12 protein-coding genes are annotated in these 15,285 nt (G+C 73.1%); 4 read left to right on the top strand and 8 right to left on the bottom strand.

All coding sequences use genetic code 11. The features are described from left to right. Nucleotides 1–59: 59 nt before the first annotated feature. The gene (locus A6A27_RS10535; protein WP_073834492.1) at nt 60–1,175 is read right to left on the bottom strand and encodes a glycerophosphodiester phosphodiesterase; all 1,116 of its coding nucleotides are present in this window, start codon (nt 1,173–1,175) and stop codon (nt 60–62) included. A gap of 106 nt (nt 1,176–1,281) precedes the next feature. On the opposite strand from A6A27_RS10535, the gene A6A27_RS10540 reads away from it, so the two are divergent. Beyond that, complete coding sequence (locus A6A27_RS10540) at nt 1,282–2,616, top strand: TrkH family potassium uptake protein (protein ID WP_073834386.1); 1,335 nt, start codon at nt 1,282–1,284, stop codon at nt 2,614–2,616. Then, nucleotides 2,606–3,274, top strand: coding sequence for a potassium channel family protein (locus A6A27_RS10545; protein WP_073834387.1), 669 nt, complete (start codon nt 2,606–2,608; stop codon nt 3,272–3,274). Before A6A27_RS10540 ends, A6A27_RS10545 begins: the two co-directional genes overlap by 11 nt. 71 nt (nt 3,275–3,345) lie before the next feature. Here the strand turns inward: A6A27_RS10545 and A6A27_RS10550 are convergent, their stop codons facing one another. The 7 genes from A6A27_RS10550 to A6A27_RS10580 form a co-directional block, all read right to left on the bottom strand. Next, entirely contained in the window at nt 3,346–4,938 is a 1,593-nt protein-coding gene (locus A6A27_RS10550; protein WP_073834388.1) for a serine/threonine-protein kinase, read from the bottom strand. A gap of 71 nt (nt 4,939–5,009) precedes the next feature. Then, on the bottom strand, nt 5,010–6,563 hold the full coding sequence (locus A6A27_RS10555) for a fused MFS/spermidine synthase (RefSeq protein WP_073834389.1): 1,554 nt from the start codon (nt 6,561–6,563) through the stop codon (nt 5,010–5,012). Nucleotides 6,564–6,599: 36 nt separating this feature from the next. Beyond that, nucleotides 6,600–7,640: a coiled-coil domain-containing protein gene (locus tag A6A27_RS10560; protein ID WP_073834493.1), complete on the bottom strand. Its 1,041-nt coding sequence runs from the start codon at nt 7,638–7,640 to the stop codon at nt 6,600–6,602. Nucleotides 7,641–7,839: 199 nt separating this feature from the next. Continuing rightward, nucleotides 7,840–8,649 (bottom strand): inositol monophosphatase family protein, encoded by an 810-nt coding sequence (locus A6A27_RS10565; RefSeq protein WP_073834390.1) that lies wholly within the window; start codon nt 8,647–8,649, stop codon nt 7,840–7,842. Beyond that, nucleotides 8,642–9,094, bottom strand: coding sequence for a response regulator (locus tag A6A27_RS10570; RefSeq protein ID WP_073834391.1), 453 nt, complete (start codon nt 9,092–9,094; stop codon nt 8,642–8,644). Before A6A27_RS10570 ends, A6A27_RS10565 begins: the two co-directional genes overlap by 8 nt. After that, nucleotides 9,091–10,827: a sensor histidine kinase gene (locus A6A27_RS10575; RefSeq protein WP_073834392.1), complete on the bottom strand. Its 1,737-nt coding sequence runs from the start codon at nt 10,825–10,827 to the stop codon at nt 9,091–9,093. The genes A6A27_RS10570 and A6A27_RS10575 overlap by 4 nt, the downstream gene beginning before the upstream one ends. Next, a complete protein-coding gene (locus tag A6A27_RS10580; protein WP_198940261.1) occupies nt 10,824–12,074 on the bottom strand; it encodes a PP2C family protein-serine/threonine phosphatase in 1,251 nt (416 codons plus the stop codon). Before A6A27_RS10580 ends, A6A27_RS10575 begins: the two co-directional genes overlap by 4 nt. 186 nt (nt 12,075–12,260) lie before the next feature. On the opposite strand from A6A27_RS10580, the gene A6A27_RS10585 reads away from it, so the two are divergent. Further along, on the top strand, nt 12,261–14,639 hold the full coding sequence (locus tag A6A27_RS10585) for a M28 family peptidase (RefSeq protein WP_073834393.1): 2,379 nt from the start codon (nt 12,261–12,263) through the stop codon (nt 14,637–14,639). Nucleotides 14,640–14,831: 192 nt separating this feature from the next. After that, entirely contained in the window at nt 14,832–15,281 is a 450-nt protein-coding gene (locus tag A6A27_RS10590) for an iron chaperone (RefSeq protein ID WP_073834394.1), read from the top strand. The last annotated feature ends 4 nt before the right edge of the window (nt 15,282–15,285 follow it).

Here is a 15,285-nt window from a genome sequence, read left to right on the forward strand (position 1 = left end):
GCACCCCACGTCGCGGAAGCGCCGCGCCGGGGCCCCGAGCGCCCCGGCGCGGACGTCGTCTAGCGGCCGGCGCGGGCCGCCACGGCGGTGTCCGGCTGGTCGGCGAAGGCGCCGTCCAGGCCGAGGCCGAAGAACAGCTCGTACTCGGACGTGATGTCACCGCGGGCGTTCGGGTCGGTGCCGATCCGGTAGTCGACCGGGAGGAACTGGTTCTCCGCGCGGAACGTCCAGGCGTGCACCAGGAGCTTCACCCGGTGCGCGTCCCGGATCACCGTGGTCGGGGCGAGCAGCTTGCCGGCCGCGTCCCGGGGCACGATCAGGTTCTTGTGCAGGCCGACGCCGTCGGCATACCGGGCCACCCAGGCCAGGCCGGAAGCCGAGGCCAGGTCGGCGTAGCTGCGCGGGTCGCCGGCGGCGGTGAAGTCGTACGGGCGGCCGGCCGCGTCCATCAGCTGGACCAGCCGTACGTCGATCATGCGGTCCAGCTTGCGCAGGTTGGCCGTCTCGAAGCTCTGGATGAAGACCGGGTCGTTGCGGTGGGTCAGCTTGTTGGCTTCGAGCACCGCGACCAGCGGCTCCTCCAGCGGGAGCCCGATCGAGGTGAAGTAGCTGGGGTGCTTGGTCTCCGGGTAGACGCCGATGGTCCGGCCCCGGGCCTTCGACTCGGCCTGGGCCAGGTCGATGACCTCCTGGAAGGTCGGCACCTCGAACTTCCCGTCGAACGCCGTGTTGGCCACCCGCACCTGGGGCAGCCGCTCCTTGGCCCGCAGCGTCTTCAGCTCGGCCAGGGTGAAGTCCTCGGTGAACCAGCCGGTGACCTGCACCCCGTCGATGGTCTTCGTCGCCTTGCGGGCGGCGAACTCGGGGTGGGCGGCCACGTCGGTCGTACCGGAAATCTCGTTCTCATGCCGGGCGACCAGCACGCCGTCCTTCGTCGAGACCAGGTCGGGCTCGATGTAGTCGGCGCCCATCCGGACGGCCAGCCGGTAGGCCTCCAGAGTGTGCTCGGGCCGGTAGCCGCTCGCGCCGCGGTGGGCGATCACGATGGGGCGGTGGGCCGCGCGGGACTGGTCGGCGGCGGCCTCGGGCCGGGCCTGGGCGGCCATGGCCGGCACCGCCACGGCCGCCGCGAGCAGCGTGCCGGCCACGCCGAGGGCGGAAAGGGTACGTCGCAACACCGTCTCCTGTCGTCGATGGGTACGCACAGCAGACCGGTCGCGGTTGGCCGGCAGTTGGTCGTTTCCTGACCTGCCGGTGAATGTCCGGACGGAAGATGACCTGGTGCGCCGTCTGCTCCGTAACCCCGTGCGGCTGGTGCCGTTCGGGTTCCTGGCGGCCATCCTGCTCGGCACCGGCCTGCTGATGCTGCCCTGGGCCACCAGCCACCACCGGTACACCCCGTTCCTCACGGCGCTGTTCACCGCCACCTCGGCGGTGTCGGTCACCGGCATGGCCATCAACGACACCCCGAACTACTGGAACGGCTTCGGCCTGGCGATGATCACCGTGCTGACGCAGCTTGGCGGCCTGGGCATCCTGACCGTCGCGGCGCTGGTGATCCTGGTGGTCTCCCGCCAACTCGGCCTGCGCAACCGGCTGCTGGTGCAGGCCGAGACCGCCGAGTTCGGCGTCGGCGACGTCCGCCGGCTGCTGACCCGGATCGCGGTGACGGTCCTCGTCACCGAGGCGGTGATGACGGCGGTGATCACCGGCCGGCTCTGGCTGACCTACGGCTACCCCCCATGGCGGGCCCTCTGGTACGCCACCTTCCACTCCATCCAGGCGTTCAACAACGCCGGCTTCAGCCTCTACTCCGACGGGCTGGTCGCCTTCTCCCGCGATCCCTGGGTGGCGCTGCCGCTGGGGCTGGGCGCGATCATCGGCGGGCTGGGCTTCCCGGCGATCTTCGAAGCGGTCCGGGAGCGACGGCGGCCGAAGGGCTGGGCGATCGCCACCAAGCTGACGATCTGGGGCAGCCTGACGCTCATCGCGCTCGGCTTCGGCGCTCTGCTGTTCGCCGAGTGGCGCAATCCCGCCACCATCGGCACCTTCGATGCGCGGGGAAAGATCCTGGCGGCGTTCACCCAGATCGCGCTGAGCCGCACCGGCGGCTTCGACGTGATCCACATCGATCGGCTGAGCGAGGAGAGCTACCCGCTGCTGATCGTCCTGATGTTCATCGGCGGCGGCAGCGCCAGCACCGCCGGTGGGATCAAGGTGTCCACCTTCTTCCTGCTCGCCTTCGTCATCTGGGCCGAGCTGCGCGGCGAACCGGACGTGACGGTGGGGGGCCGACGGGTCGCCACCGCCAGCCAGCGGCAGGCGTTGACCGTGGCACTGATCAGCGTGGCGCTGGTCGTCGCCGGCACGGTCGTGGTGATCGCGACGACCAAGCACGTCCGCTACTACACCGCGCTCTTCGACGTCACGTCCGCGTTCAGCACCACCGGCCTGACCACCGGGCTCGCCGCGCAGCTGAAGGAACCCGGGCAGTACCTGTTGACCGCGCTCATGTACATCGGCCGGATCGGCCCGCTCACCCTCGGGTCGGCGATCGCGTTGAACACCCGACGACGCCAGTACCGCTACCCGGAGGAGCAACCCATTGTCGGCTAGGAAGACAGACGACAGCGGCATCACGGTGATCGGCCTCGGCCGGTTCGGCTCGCGGCTGGCCGGCTCGCTGGCCCACCTCGGTCACGACGTGCTGGCCATCGACCGCGGCCCGGAGCGGGTCCAGCGCTGGTCGGCGCGGCTGGACCGGGTGGTGCAGGCGGACTCCACCGAGGAGAACGTGCTGCGCCAGATCGGCGTGGCGGACTTCCGGCGGGTGGTGGTCGCCATCGGCGCCTCGGTGGAGGCGAGCGTGCTGACCGTGCTCGCCCTGACCGAGCTGGACATCCCGCAGATCTGGGCCCGGGCCACCTCGGAGAAGCACGCGAAGATCCTCAACTCGGTGGGGGCGCATCACGTGATCTTTCCGGAGGCGGAGACCGGCGAGCGGGTCGCGCACCTGATCGTCAGCAAGATGCTGGACTTCGTCGAGTTCGGCGACGACTTCGCGATCGCCAAGGTACGCGTACCGCGGACGATGGTCGGGCGGCCGTTGCGGGAGCTGACCCCGGCGGACCGGTACGGGGTGATGGTGGTCGGCGCGAAACTGCCCGGCGAGCCGTTCCGCTACGCCGGCCCGGACACGGTGCTGCAAGCGGACAGCGTGCTCGTCGTGGAGGGCAGCATCAGCCAGGTGCAGCGCTTCGCCGCGCTCGACTGAGCATCACCTCTGCTTGGCCTTGGCCTTGCCCCGGTCCTTGCCCTTGCCGCCGTGGTCCCCCTTTCCCTCGGTCAGTCGCCTTTTCCCTTGCCGTCCCCCTTGCCCTTGCCATGCTTCTCGGGGTTGGCCCGGCTGCCGCTACTCTTCCCCGTGCTCGCTTTCTGGGGCGGTTTCGGGGCCGCCGTCCGGGCCGGAGCGGTGGTCGGCACCGAGCCGGCCACCCCGGAGACCTGCACGCCGCAGGTGCTGTCGCCGACCTTGAACTCCACCGGCAGCAGGTTGCCGCCCGTGTAGCGGCCGGTCAGCGAGATCTTCCGGGACGCGCCCGGCGCCAGCGCCGGGTCGGTGGCCGGTGCCTGGAGCTGCACGGTCCGCCCCTGCTGGTGGACCGCCGGCTGGGCGCTCGTCACGGTCTGCCGGCCCGGGAAGGTGAAGCTCATCGTCCAGCCGCGCAGCTCCCGGTCACCGGTGTTGGTCAGGGTCAGGTCCGCGGTGAAGTCCTTTCCGGAGTCCCGCCGCAGCGTGTAGTCGACCGCGCAGGGGATCGGCTGCGGCAGGGCCATCCGGGCCTGGGCCGGCTCGACGCCGCCGCTGGCCGAGCTCTTCGAGGTCATCCCCCACATGGTGGCGGTGACCGCGACCAGGCCGGCGGCGGCCACCCCGGCCTCCACCCTGCGCCTCCGCGTGGCGGCCCGGGTACGGGTGCGGACGGCGGAGAAGGGCAGCGCGTCGGTCTCCGCCGACCAGGGCAGGATGGTGGTCCCGGCGTTCTCCGCCAGCGTCGGATCGACCTGGCCGACCGCCGGGGAGACCGGCACGATCGCCGAGATGCCGGCCGCCTCGGCGAGCGTACGGGCCACCTCGGCGGTCGCCGGCCGATCCGCGCAGCGCTTGGCGAGGCACTGCCGGACCAGCTGCGCCACCTCGTCGGGGAGTCCCAGCACCGGCGGCATCGGCTCCGGATCGTGATACATGTGCGCCCGGAGCATCTGGGTGGTGGTACTGGCCTGCCAGGGCAGCCCGCCGGTGAGCATCCGATACAGCAGCAGGCCGACCGCGTACACGTCGGTGGCCGGGGAGACTTGGCCGTTGTTCAGCCGCTCCGGAGCCAGGTAGGCGGGCGTGCCGAGCAGGGCGCCGTCCGGGCCGTGCTCACTCTCCCCGGCCAGCGCCGAGATGCCGAAGTCGACGACCTTCACCCCGGTCGAGGTGAGCATGACGTTGCCGGGGGTCACGTCCCGGTGGACCACCCCCCGGGCGTGCGCGGTGGCCAGCGCCGACGCCACCTCCGCGCCGATGGTCACCGCCTCCCGCCAGGGCAGCTGCCCGCCGCGGCCGAGCCGGGCGCTGAGCGGGGCGCCGTCGACCAGTTCCATCACCACGTACGGCACGGTCAGCCCGGCCTGATCCGACTCGCCGTAGTCGTACACGTTGGTGATGTTGGGGTGGCAGAGCCGGGCGGCGGCCTGCGCCTCGATCCGGATCCGGTGCCGGAACGCCTTGTCGCTGGCGAGCCGGGAGGCGAGCACCTTGACCGCGACCTGGCGACCGAGCACCTCGTCGTAGCCGCGCCAGACCACCGACATGCCGCCCGCACCGAGCTGCTCGACCAGCCGGTACCGCTCACCCAGCAGCTGCGCGCCGCCCCTCACCGCTGCACCCATGGTCGGTCCTGTTGCCCGGAGCGGACCGCCGTACACCTGAAGGGTCGGAATCGGTCAGGAAAGTCACCCGTTCAGGCGGTCGCCAGAAGCTGGTCCACCGGGGCGTAGTCGTCGGTCAGCACCAGCGCGTCGCCGACGTACCCGGTCAGCTCGTCCCCGGACAGCAGGCTGGCCGGCTCGGGCAGCATGCCCAGCCGGGACAGGGCGCCGGCCAGCGGCAGCGGCGCGTCCGAGGCGACGATGAGGAAGTTGGCACCGGACCGCCCCTCGATACCCCAGGGCGGGGCGATCAGCGCGACGTGCCGGAACTCGGCCCGGACGGTGGCCAGCTCGGCCCGGATGAACCGGCCCGGCGGCACGTCGATGACGTTCTGCACGTAGATCCCGCCGGGCCGGAGCACCCGGCGGACCTCCGCGGCCATCTCCCGGGTGGCCAGGTGCCAGGGCACGACCAGGTGCCCGAAGGCATCGCCGACGATGAAGTCGCGACTGTCGGTGCGCTCGGCGCCGAGCAGCACCCGGGCGTCCCCGACCCGGGCCTGCAACTGCGGTCCGGTGCGCACGCCCAGCTCCCGCCGATCCAGGTCGACCAGCCCGCCGTCGATCTCGAAGACCAGGTTGTCGGTGCCCGGCCGGGTCGCGGCGAGGTAACGCGGCATGGTGAAGCCGCCGCCGCCGAGGTGCAGGGCGTCGAGCCGCTGCTCGGCCGGCGCGGCCAGGTCGGCGACCAGGCCGATCCACTGGGTGTACGCGTACTTCAGGTGGGTCGGGTCGGCCAGGTCCACGTACGAGTGCTCGGCCGAGTTGAGGTAGAGAACGCGCCCCTGCGTCCACTGCGAGTCGGTCTCCACCTTCGCGCAGTGGTACGCCGTCTCCACGTCGCACGGGTTCGGGGCGACCGCGGACAGGCCCGCCGCGGCCAGGCCGAGCACCGCCAGGGTGGCCTTGACCCGGGTCGGGGCGGGCAGCCCGGTCCCGGCCCGCCGGCGCAGGTACGCCCCGAGCGCCAGCCCGGTCACCCCCAGCACCGCCGCCAGCCCGAGCACGATCACCATGCTGGACAGCGCCGCCACCAGCACGAAGCCGGTGACCAGGGTGGCGGTGATCCCGCCCAGCGTGCCGATGCCGGACAGCCGGCCGACCACCTGCCCGGTCCGTCGCAGGTCGGCGAGCTGGAGCTTGACCACCAGCGGGGTCACCCCGGCCAGCAACGCGGCCGGCACCAGCACCGCCAGCGCGGTCAGCAGGAGCACCCCACTCGCCGCGCCACCGCGCAGCGCCTCGCCGGCGTACCGGACGACGGGGAGGGTGACCGCGGTGGCGATGCCCGCCAGCACCAGCGCCGGGGCGAGCAGGCTGCGCGGGTCCCGCCGGTCGGCCAGCCACCCGCCCATCCACGCCCCGTACGCGATGGCGCCCAGCGCCATGCCGATGACCGAGCTGGTCACCTGGAGGGTCACCCCGACGTACGGGCCGACCAGCCGGAGCGAGACGGTCTCCAGGACCAGCACGGCCCCGCTGGAGAGGAAGACGAGGAACGCGGCGAGCCCGTTCGGCAGGGCCCGGGGCGGGGCCGGCGCGCTCGGGGCCGGCTCCGCCTCGACGTCGGACGATGTGCTGCTCACCGTGGCGATGCTACGCAGCGTTCCGGGCCACCAGGGTCAGTACATCGAGACATGAACATGGTTTGTGTGGTCGGCGGCCGGACTGCCCCCGCCGCTGTACGACCGCCAGCCGGTGTTCGGCATCCAGATCTGCCGATACCAGATCACGTACATGACGCCGAGCTTGCTCGCGTTGTTCTTGAGGTAGCTGGCGAGGCTGTCCCCGTACGCCTTGTCGCCGCCGGTGGCCGAGACGTTCTCGAAGCCGCCGCTGGCGGCGGAGAAGTCGCACGCCCGCCCCTTCGGGTGCTCGCCCCCGCCACCACTGCGGTGGCAGGAGACGTACCGCTTGTAGCCGGCCGCCTTGGCCTGCTGGAGCATGTGCAACGTGCGTGGGGTGATGCAGCCGTCGGCCGGCGTCGGGTCGTTCACCGAGCAGGACTCCGCCGGCCACGAGCCGTCGGGGTTGCGCGGGGCGGGCTTGGCCGACCCGGAGCCGCCGCTGAACCCGCGGCTGCTGCCGGAGCTGACCTTGGCCAGCGCGATCTCGGCGTCCCGCTTCTTCTTCGCCAGGATCGCCAGCTGCTTCTGCTGCTCGCGGACCTCGGCGTCGAGGGCCACCTTGGCCTGGGTGGCCTCGGCCTGCGCCTCGTGCAGGTCCCGCAGCCGCCGGCTGTCCCGCTGGGCCATCACGTCCAGCTCGGCGGCGCGCTGCAGGAACGAATCCGGATCGGTGCTGGCCAGCAGCGCCGACACCGGGGTCAGCCGGCCCACCCGGTACGAATGCGCGGCCACCTCACCCACCTGCGCCTTCAACTCGACCAGGCGCAGCTCGATCTGCTTGAGCTGTCCATTCAGCGCGACCTGCCGGCGCTTGGAGTTGTCGAGGCGGGCCTGGGCCTCGATGTGCCCCTTCGCCGCCGCCTCCAGGGCCGCCCGGAGCTGCTTGCTGCCGCCCTCGTCGGGCGCGCTCGGGCTGGGCGCGGCGGCGGCGGGCCCAGCCGGGGCGAGGCCGGCACCGAGCAGCAGGGCCGCCGCGGCGAGCAGGGCGAGCAACGGCCGGCCGGCGCGCCGCCGGATGAGCCTGGTCCTGGGCACGAGAGCGTCCTTCCGTCGACCGTCGACCCCCGGTTGACCGCTGCGCGGCGGCGGCTCCGCCGGCCACGACGGCGGCCTGCTGGCGGAGCCGCCGGTCACGATACCGGACCACGCGCGCCACGCCAGGCCCCCGACCTCGGGCGACACTGATCGTCGACGCATGGTGCCGACCCTGTCGCGGACCGCGACAGAAGGGGGCTCAGCCACCCAGCAGCGCCGCGCGGACCTCGTCCCAGATCTCCTCGCTGGCCGCGACCAGCAGGCCCCGGCCGCCGTCCGCCGGGTGGTAGTCGGTCCCGTCGAAGCGGCGGGCGACCCCGCCGGCCTCGCGTACCAGCAGGGTGCCGGGCGCGTGGTCCCAGGGCAGGGTGCGCCAGAAGAGGACGAACTGCTGCGCGCCGGTGAGCATGTCGAGGTATTCCCGCCCGGCGCAGTGCTGCCCGGGCAGCAGCTCACCCAGCCGCTCGCCGCCCGCCTCCACAATCCGCCGGGTCTGCGGCGGCAGGAACCGGGTCATCGCGGTGCCCCGCAGGGCACCGACCTTCGGGGCCGACCGGCTGATCCGGACCGGCGTGCCGTCCAGCCGGGTGCCCGCGCCGGCCCGGCCGGCCGCCATCGTGCCGGCCAGCGGGTCGTACACCCAGGAGGCCGCCGGCACGCCGTCGGTCAGCAGCGCCACCATCAGGGCGAACGGGCGCCGGCCGGCGGCGAAGTTGGCGGTGCCGTCGATCGGGTCGACCACCCAGACATCGCCGGTGCCGCGCAGGTGCCGCAGCAGGTCCGGGTCCTCGGCGACGGCCTCCTCGCCGACCACCACCGAGCCGGGGCGCAGCCGCCGCAGCCCGGCGGAGATCAGCTCCTCCGCCTGGCGGTCGGCGACGGTGACCACCTCGCCCGGCGCCTTCTCGGAGATGTCGGCGTCGTCGAGCCGGCGGAACATCGGTACCACGACCTCGGCCGCGGCCTTCCGCAGCAGGTCGCCGACGTCCTCCAGCAGCGGCTCAGCCACGCGGCGGCAGCTTGACCACGCTGACGAAGAACTCGTCGATCTGGCGGACCACCGCGATGAAGCGCTCGAAGTCCACCGGCTTGGTCACGTAGGCGTTGGCGTGCAGTTGGTAGCTGCGCAGGATGTCCTCGTCAGCCTGAGAGGTGGTGAGCACCACGACCGGGATCCGGCAGAGCTGCTCGTCCTTCTTGATCTCCGCCAGCACCTCCCGGCCGTCCCGGCGGGGCAGGTTGAGGTCGAGCAGGATCAGGTCGGGGGTCACCGCGTCCGCGTACCGGCCCTCGCGGCGCAGGTAGGCGAGCGCCTCGGCACCGTCCGAGACCACGGTGAGGCGGTTGCGGAGCTTGTGCTCCTCGAACGCCTCCTGGGTCATCAGCACGTCACCCGGGTCGTCCTCGACCAGCAGGACCTCGATCGGGCTCCTGCCGTCTGCCGGCGCCGTCATCCCACCGTCTCCTTCATGCCACCCGTTGTACCGTCCCGGACCGCGCCCTGGGCCGTCTCCCCCGGTCCCGCGTCCGGCTGCCGGCCGACGGGCGCCTCCGCACCGTCCCCGGTCGCCGCCGGGTCCCCGGTCGACTCCTCACCGGCCGCCGGCTCGTCCCCGTCCGTCGCCGGCGCCGCCTCGACGTCGGCTGGCGGCGCGGGCAGGGTGAACCGGATCGCGGTGCCCTCCTCGGTGCCGGTGTCCACCCAGACCCGGCCGCCGTGGTACTCCGCGATCTTCTTGACGATGGCCAGGCCGATGCCGGTGCCCGGGTACGCGTCCTTGGAGTGCAGCCGCTGGAAGATGACGAAGATCTTGTCGGCGAACTCCGACTCGATCCCGATGCCGTTGTCCTGGCAGCTGATCTCCCACTCGTCGCCGACCAGCCGGGCCGACACGTGCACCTTCGGCGGCGCATCCGGGCGGCGGAACTTGATCGAGTTGCTGACCAGGTTGGCCAGCAGGTTGGTCAGCAACGGCTCCTCGCCGCGGATCACCGGCAGCTCGTCCCAGGTCAGCTCGGCGTCGGCGAACTGGCGGGCGGCCTCGGTCTGGGCGGCCACGTCGCCCATCACCTTGTTCAGGTCGACCTCGGTGAAGCCGGTGGTGAGGCGGCCGATCCGGGAGAACGCGAGCAGGTCGTTGATCAGCCGCTGCATCCGCTGCGCGCCGTCGACGGCGAACGCGATGTACTGGTCGGCGCGCTCGTCGAGCTGGCCCGCGTAGCGCCGCTGGAGGAGCTGGCAGAAACTGGCCACCTTGCGCAGCGGCTCCTGCAGGTCGTGCGAGGCGACGTACGCGAACTGCTCCAGGTCGCGGTTGGACCGGGTCAGCTCCTCGGCCTGCTTCTGCAGCTGGCTGTTGACCCACTCGATGCGCTCCCGGGCCTCGCGTACCTCGTCCAGCTCCCGGGCGATCTTCTGCCGCATGCCGTCGACGTCCTCGGCGAGGCGGCGGAACTCCGGCGGCCCGGACCCCTCGATGTGATGCCGGTAGTCGCCGGCGGCGACCTCGCGTACCTGGCCCGCCAGGGCGGCCAGTGGCCGGATCAGGATCCGGTCGAGCGAGAGCAGCAGCAGTGCGCCGGCCACCGCAACCACCAGGGCCGCGGCGATCAGCAGCACGACCAGCACGTTGCTGGTGCTGCTGACCCGGTCGGCGGTCTGCTGCCGAACCAGGCCGATCTCGTCCTGGAGCTGGTCGACCGCGGCCCGGACGCCGTCGAACTGCTGCCGGGTCTGGTCGGTGACCAGCGCCTGCCCGGCCTCCGGGCCGCTGCGCTCGATCGTGCTGATCACCGGCTCGGCGACGTCCGCCTGCCACCGCGCCGCCCGCTGCTCGACCACCGCCAGCTCGCGCCGCACGTCCGGGTAGTCGGTGGCCAACCGCTGCATCGAGGCGACGGTGTCGCGTTCCCGCTTCCGGCCCGAGTCGTACGGGGCGAGGTCCTTGCGGTCACCGTTCACCGCGTACCCGCGGACAGCTGCCTCCTGGTCGAGCAGGGCGCTCATCAGCTCCTGACTCTGCAACTGGAGCGGAGCGGTCTTGACCAGGACGGCGTCGATGTTCTGCCGGTTCTTCTCGGCGACCAGCGCCTCCGCCGCGGCCAGTCCGAGCAGCAACAGCAGGACCACGCTGAGCAGCACGACCACCCGGCGCCGCAGGGTCCAGCCCTCCCGGTACGCCGTCACCGGCCACCGCCCCGGGTGACCAGCAGCATGGCGACGTCGTCGGCGAGCGGACCGCCGTTGAGCTGCTCGGCCCGGCCGACCAGCCACCCGGGCAACTCGGGCAGGGACACCGCCTGGTTGGCGGGGTCGGCGAGCAGGTCGGTGAGGCCGGGCACGTCGAGCCGATCGTCGCCGGTGCCCACCCGACCCTCGATGAGGCCGTCGGTGTACATCAGCAGAGACCAGTCATCCGTGTTGAACTCCAGGTCGAAGGCCACGGGCGGGCGCGGTCGTACCCCGAGCAGGAGGCCGCCCCGGGCCGGCACGGGGGCGACCTTGCCCTCGCTGAGCAGCAGCGGCGGCGGATGCCCGGCGAGCCGCACGGTGGCCCGGTCGGCCGCCAGGTCGAGCCGGGTGGTCGCCACCGTGGCGAAGATCTCCTGGAGCCGGCGCTCGCTCATCAACACCTGCTCCAGGGCGGGCAGCACCTCGTCGTCCGGCACCCCGGCCAGCACGAGGGCCCGCCAGGCCACCCGGAGCTCGACGCCGAGGGCGGCCTCGTCCACGCCATGGCCGCAGACGTCGCCGACGATCAGGTCGATCCGGTCCGGCCGGGTCTGTACCACGTCGTAGAAGTCACCGCCGATCAGCGCTGCGTGCCGGCCAGGACGGTAGAAGGTGTGCACCGACACCTGGTCGGTGGTCATCAGCGGCTGCGGCAGCAGGCCCCGCTCCAGGCGGGCGGACTCGGCCTGACGCAGCTCCACCTCGCGCAGCCGGCGGGCGTTCTCGTCGGCCCGCTTACGTTCCACCGCGTAGCGCAGGGCACGGGCCAGCAGGACCCCGTCCACCTGGCCCTTGACCAGATAGTCCTGGGCGCCCTCGGCGACCGCCACGATGCCCAGGTGCTCGTCGGAGCGGCCGGTGAGCACGCAGACCGCCGCCCCGCTGGCCATCTCCACCACCCGGCGCAGCCCGTCCAGGCCCTGCGCGTCGGGGAGGCCGAGGTCGAGCAGCACGCAGTCCACCCCGGTCATCCGCTGCCGGGCCTCGCTGAGGCTGGCGGCGACCAGCAGGTCGATGTTGGCGTTGGTCTCGGCAAGCAGCTCGCCGACCAGGAACGCGTCGCCCTCGTCGTCCTCGACCAGCAACACCCGCAGCCGTTCACCGGGCGGCACGTTGGCGTGATGCCCGAAACCACCCTGCGGAACGGCCCGGGGCGCGACGGAGGCTCCGGGCAGGCCGGGCCCCCGGTGCGGCCGGGTCACCGCCGCGAGACGCGGGAGTTCGCTGGTGATGTCGGACTCCTTCCGAGTGCCCTGCTGATCCTGTCTCAGACCACGGTCGCACACAACACGACCGGAGCGCCCACCGGCGGCGGCCCAGGTGGGGAGTGTCGCCACGGTCCGCCGGGGTGCAGGATGATCCCACCCCGACCACCCCGAGGAGTTCCCGTGGGCGTACCCCCCACCCGGGCGGCCGACCGGGCGCTGGCCCGGCCGCGCCGCCGGCTGCTCGCCGCCGCCGCGGCGCTCGCGGCACTGCTGGCCGTCGGCGCGGGCGTCCTCGTCGACCTGGCCACCCCGGCGCCCCGCCCCGCCACCGCACCGGCGGACCAGTTCAGCGCCGACCGGGCGTACGAGCACGTCAAGGTCGTCGCGGCCCGGCCGCACGTGGCCGGCAGCCCGGCCAACGACCAGGTCCGCGAGCACCTGGTGGGGGTGCTGCGCGGCCTCGGCCTGGAGACCACGGTGCAGGACACCGTCGCCCCGGAGGCCGGGCAGCTCAGCGGGGCCGCCGGCGGGGCGACCGTGGCCCGGGTACGCAACGTGGTGGCCCGGCTGCCCGGCACCGCCGCCACCGGGCGGGTGTTCCTGGTGGCCCACTACGACTCGGTGCAGTCCGGCCCGGGCGGCAACGACGACGCCGCCGGCACCGCCAGCATCCTGGAGGTGGCCCGGGCGCTGACCGCCGGCCCGCGCCCGCGCAACGACATCGTGTTCGTGCTCACCGACGCGGAGGAGGCGTGCCTCTGCGGCGCCTCCGCGTTCGCCGGCAGCCACCCGCTGGCCGCCGACGGCGGGGTGGTGCTCAACCTGGAGGCGCGCGGCTCCACCGGTCCGGTGATCATGTTCGAGACGTCCCGGGACAACGCGAAGCTGGTGGACGTCTTCGGCCGGGCCGCCCCGCACCCGGTGGGCACCTCGTTCGCCGTGGAGATCTACCGGGCGCTGCCGAACGACACCGACTTCACCGCCTTCCTCGACCACGACTTCGTCGGGCTGAACTCGGCGTACATCGACGGCGGCGCGATCTACCACACGCCGTTGGACGTCCCGGCGGTGCTGGACCGGGGCAGCCTCCAGATGCACGGCGACAACGCGCTCGGGCTGGCCCGCGAGTTCGGCCGGACCGACCTGACCACACTGCACGCCGACCACGACGCGACCTACTTCCCGGTGCCGGGCGGCCTGGTCCGCTACCCCGGCTGGCTCAGCCTGCCACTGGGGCTGCTCGCCCTGGTCGCGGTCGGCCTGCTCGGCTGGCTGCTGCGCCGGCGCGGCCGAGCCACCACCGGCCGGCTCGCCGCCGGCGTCGGGCTGGCCCTCGTGCCCGTCGTCGTGGCCCCGCTGGGCGCGTGGCTGCTCTGGGCCGCGATCACCAGGATCCGCCCCGGTTACGTCGAACTGCTCGACCCGTACCGGCCGGTCTGGTACCGGCTCGCCGTGGTGGCGCTCGCCGCGGCGGTCCTGCTCACCTGGTACGCGCTGACCCGCCGGTGGGCCGGTCCGGCCGCCCTCGCGTTCGGCGGCCTGACCTGGCTGGCCCTGTTCGGGGTGCTGCTCGCCGTGCTGGTTCCGGGTGGCGCGTACCTGGCCACCCTGCCCGCGCTGGCCGGCGCGCTCGCCGGGCTGGCGGCGCTGGCCACCCGGCTGGACGGTCCCGGGCCGGTGGTCGCGGTGGCGCTGGCCGGCGCGGTGGCCGTGGTGATCCTGCTCCCCACCGTGGTGCTGCTCTTCCCGGCGCTCGGCATGGCGATGGGCGGGGTGGCGGCGCTGTTCGCGGTGCTGCTCGGCCTGGCCACGCTGCCGGTGGTCGACCTGCTGCACCCGCAGGCCGGCGGCCAGCGCGGCCTGCTGGCGCTGCGGGCCCGCCGGCTCGCCCCGCTGCCGGCGGCCGCCGCCGGGCTCGCCGCCGTGGTGCTCGCCGGGGTCGGCCTGGCCGTGGACCCCTTCGACGCCGCCCATCCCGTGCCCACCCACCTGATGTACGCCCTGGACGCCGGTACCGGCGAGGCCCGGTGGCTCAGCCGCGAGGACGAGCCGCAGCCCTGGACCGCCGGGTACGTCGACGGGGCGGTCTCCGCGGCCGACGACTTCCCCGCGCTGGGCGACGCCAGGCTGCGCAGCGGCCCGGCGCGGGCCGTCGACCTGCCCGCGCCCAAGCTGGAGGTGCTCGCCGACGCCGCGCTCATCGAGCAGCGCACCCTGCGGGTCCGGGTGACCCCACAACGGCCGGTCCGCCTGCTCTCCCTGCACGTGGACAGCGGAACGGTGGTGACCTCGGCCCGGGTGGCCGGCCTGGAGCTGGCCGGCGGCCGGTTCACCGAGGAACGGCCCTGGGGCTTCGGCATCGTCTTCCACGCGCCCCCGCCGGAGGGCGTCGAGATAACCCTGGTGATGGCGCCCCGGCATCGACCGACGCTGCGGGTCATGGACGCCAGCGACGGCCTGACCGGCGTACCCGGGTTCCGGCCCCGCCCACCCGATGTCGGCGTGGTCGGCTCGCACAGCTCCGAGATGCTGGCGGTGGCCCGCACGTATCCCCTGTGACCCGGACCGGGCGGCCGGGACCCGGAAGCGCGCCGCCGGGCTCCGGCCGTCCGCCGGCGAACGGCAGGTAAGGGCCGCCTCGGCCGGCCCCCGATCCGATCAGGAATCAAGAAGCGCCAGCGTGTCGTCGTGCCTAGCCTTCCTTATGGCCGGCGCCGCGCCGAGCCTTGAGCGTCGAAAGGCAGTCCCGAAATGCCCACGAAGAACTCCCAGACCGTGTCCGACGGCTTCAGCGCCGAGGAGCGCGCCGCGATGAAGGCGCGCGCCGCCGAGCTGCGCGCCGAGGGCAAGAAGGGTGCCAAGAAGGCCGACGATCTCCAGGCGGCCCTCGACAGCATCGCGAAGATGGCGCCGGAGGATCGTGAGCTCGCCGAGCGCGTGCACATGGCGGTCACCACCGCCGCCCCGGAGCTGTCGCCAAAGACCTGGTACGGGATGCCCGCCTACGCGAACGCGGACGGCAAGGTCGTCGTCGCCTTCAAGAACTCGGGCAAGTTCAACTCCCGGTACTCGACCCTGGAATTCCAGGACGCGGCCAACCTTGACGACGGGGACATGTGGCCGGTGTCGTACGCGATCCAGAAGTGGAGCCCCGTGGTGGAGCAGAAGATCGTCGAGCTGATGAAGGCCGCAGTCTCCTGACCGA

It is taken from the genome of Micromonospora sp. CB01531 (assembly GCF_001905095.1).
Taxonomy (GTDB): Bacteria; Actinomycetota; Actinomycetes; order Mycobacteriales; family Micromonosporaceae; genus Micromonospora.

Excerpts from the sequence above, each read along its gene's own strand:
- A6A27_RS10550 (WP_073834388.1), bottom strand. The coding sequence starts at position 4,938 with ATGGGTGCAGCGGTGAGGGGCGGCGCGCAGCTGCTGGGTGAGCGGTAC.
- A6A27_RS10570 (WP_073834391.1), bottom strand. The coding sequence starts at position 9,094 with ATGACGGCGCCGGCAGACGGCAGGAGCCCGATCGAGGTCCTGCTGGTC.
- A6A27_RS10590 (WP_073834394.1), top strand. The coding sequence starts at position 14,832 with ATGCCCACGAAGAACTCCCAGACCGTGTCCGACGGCTTCAGCGCCGAG.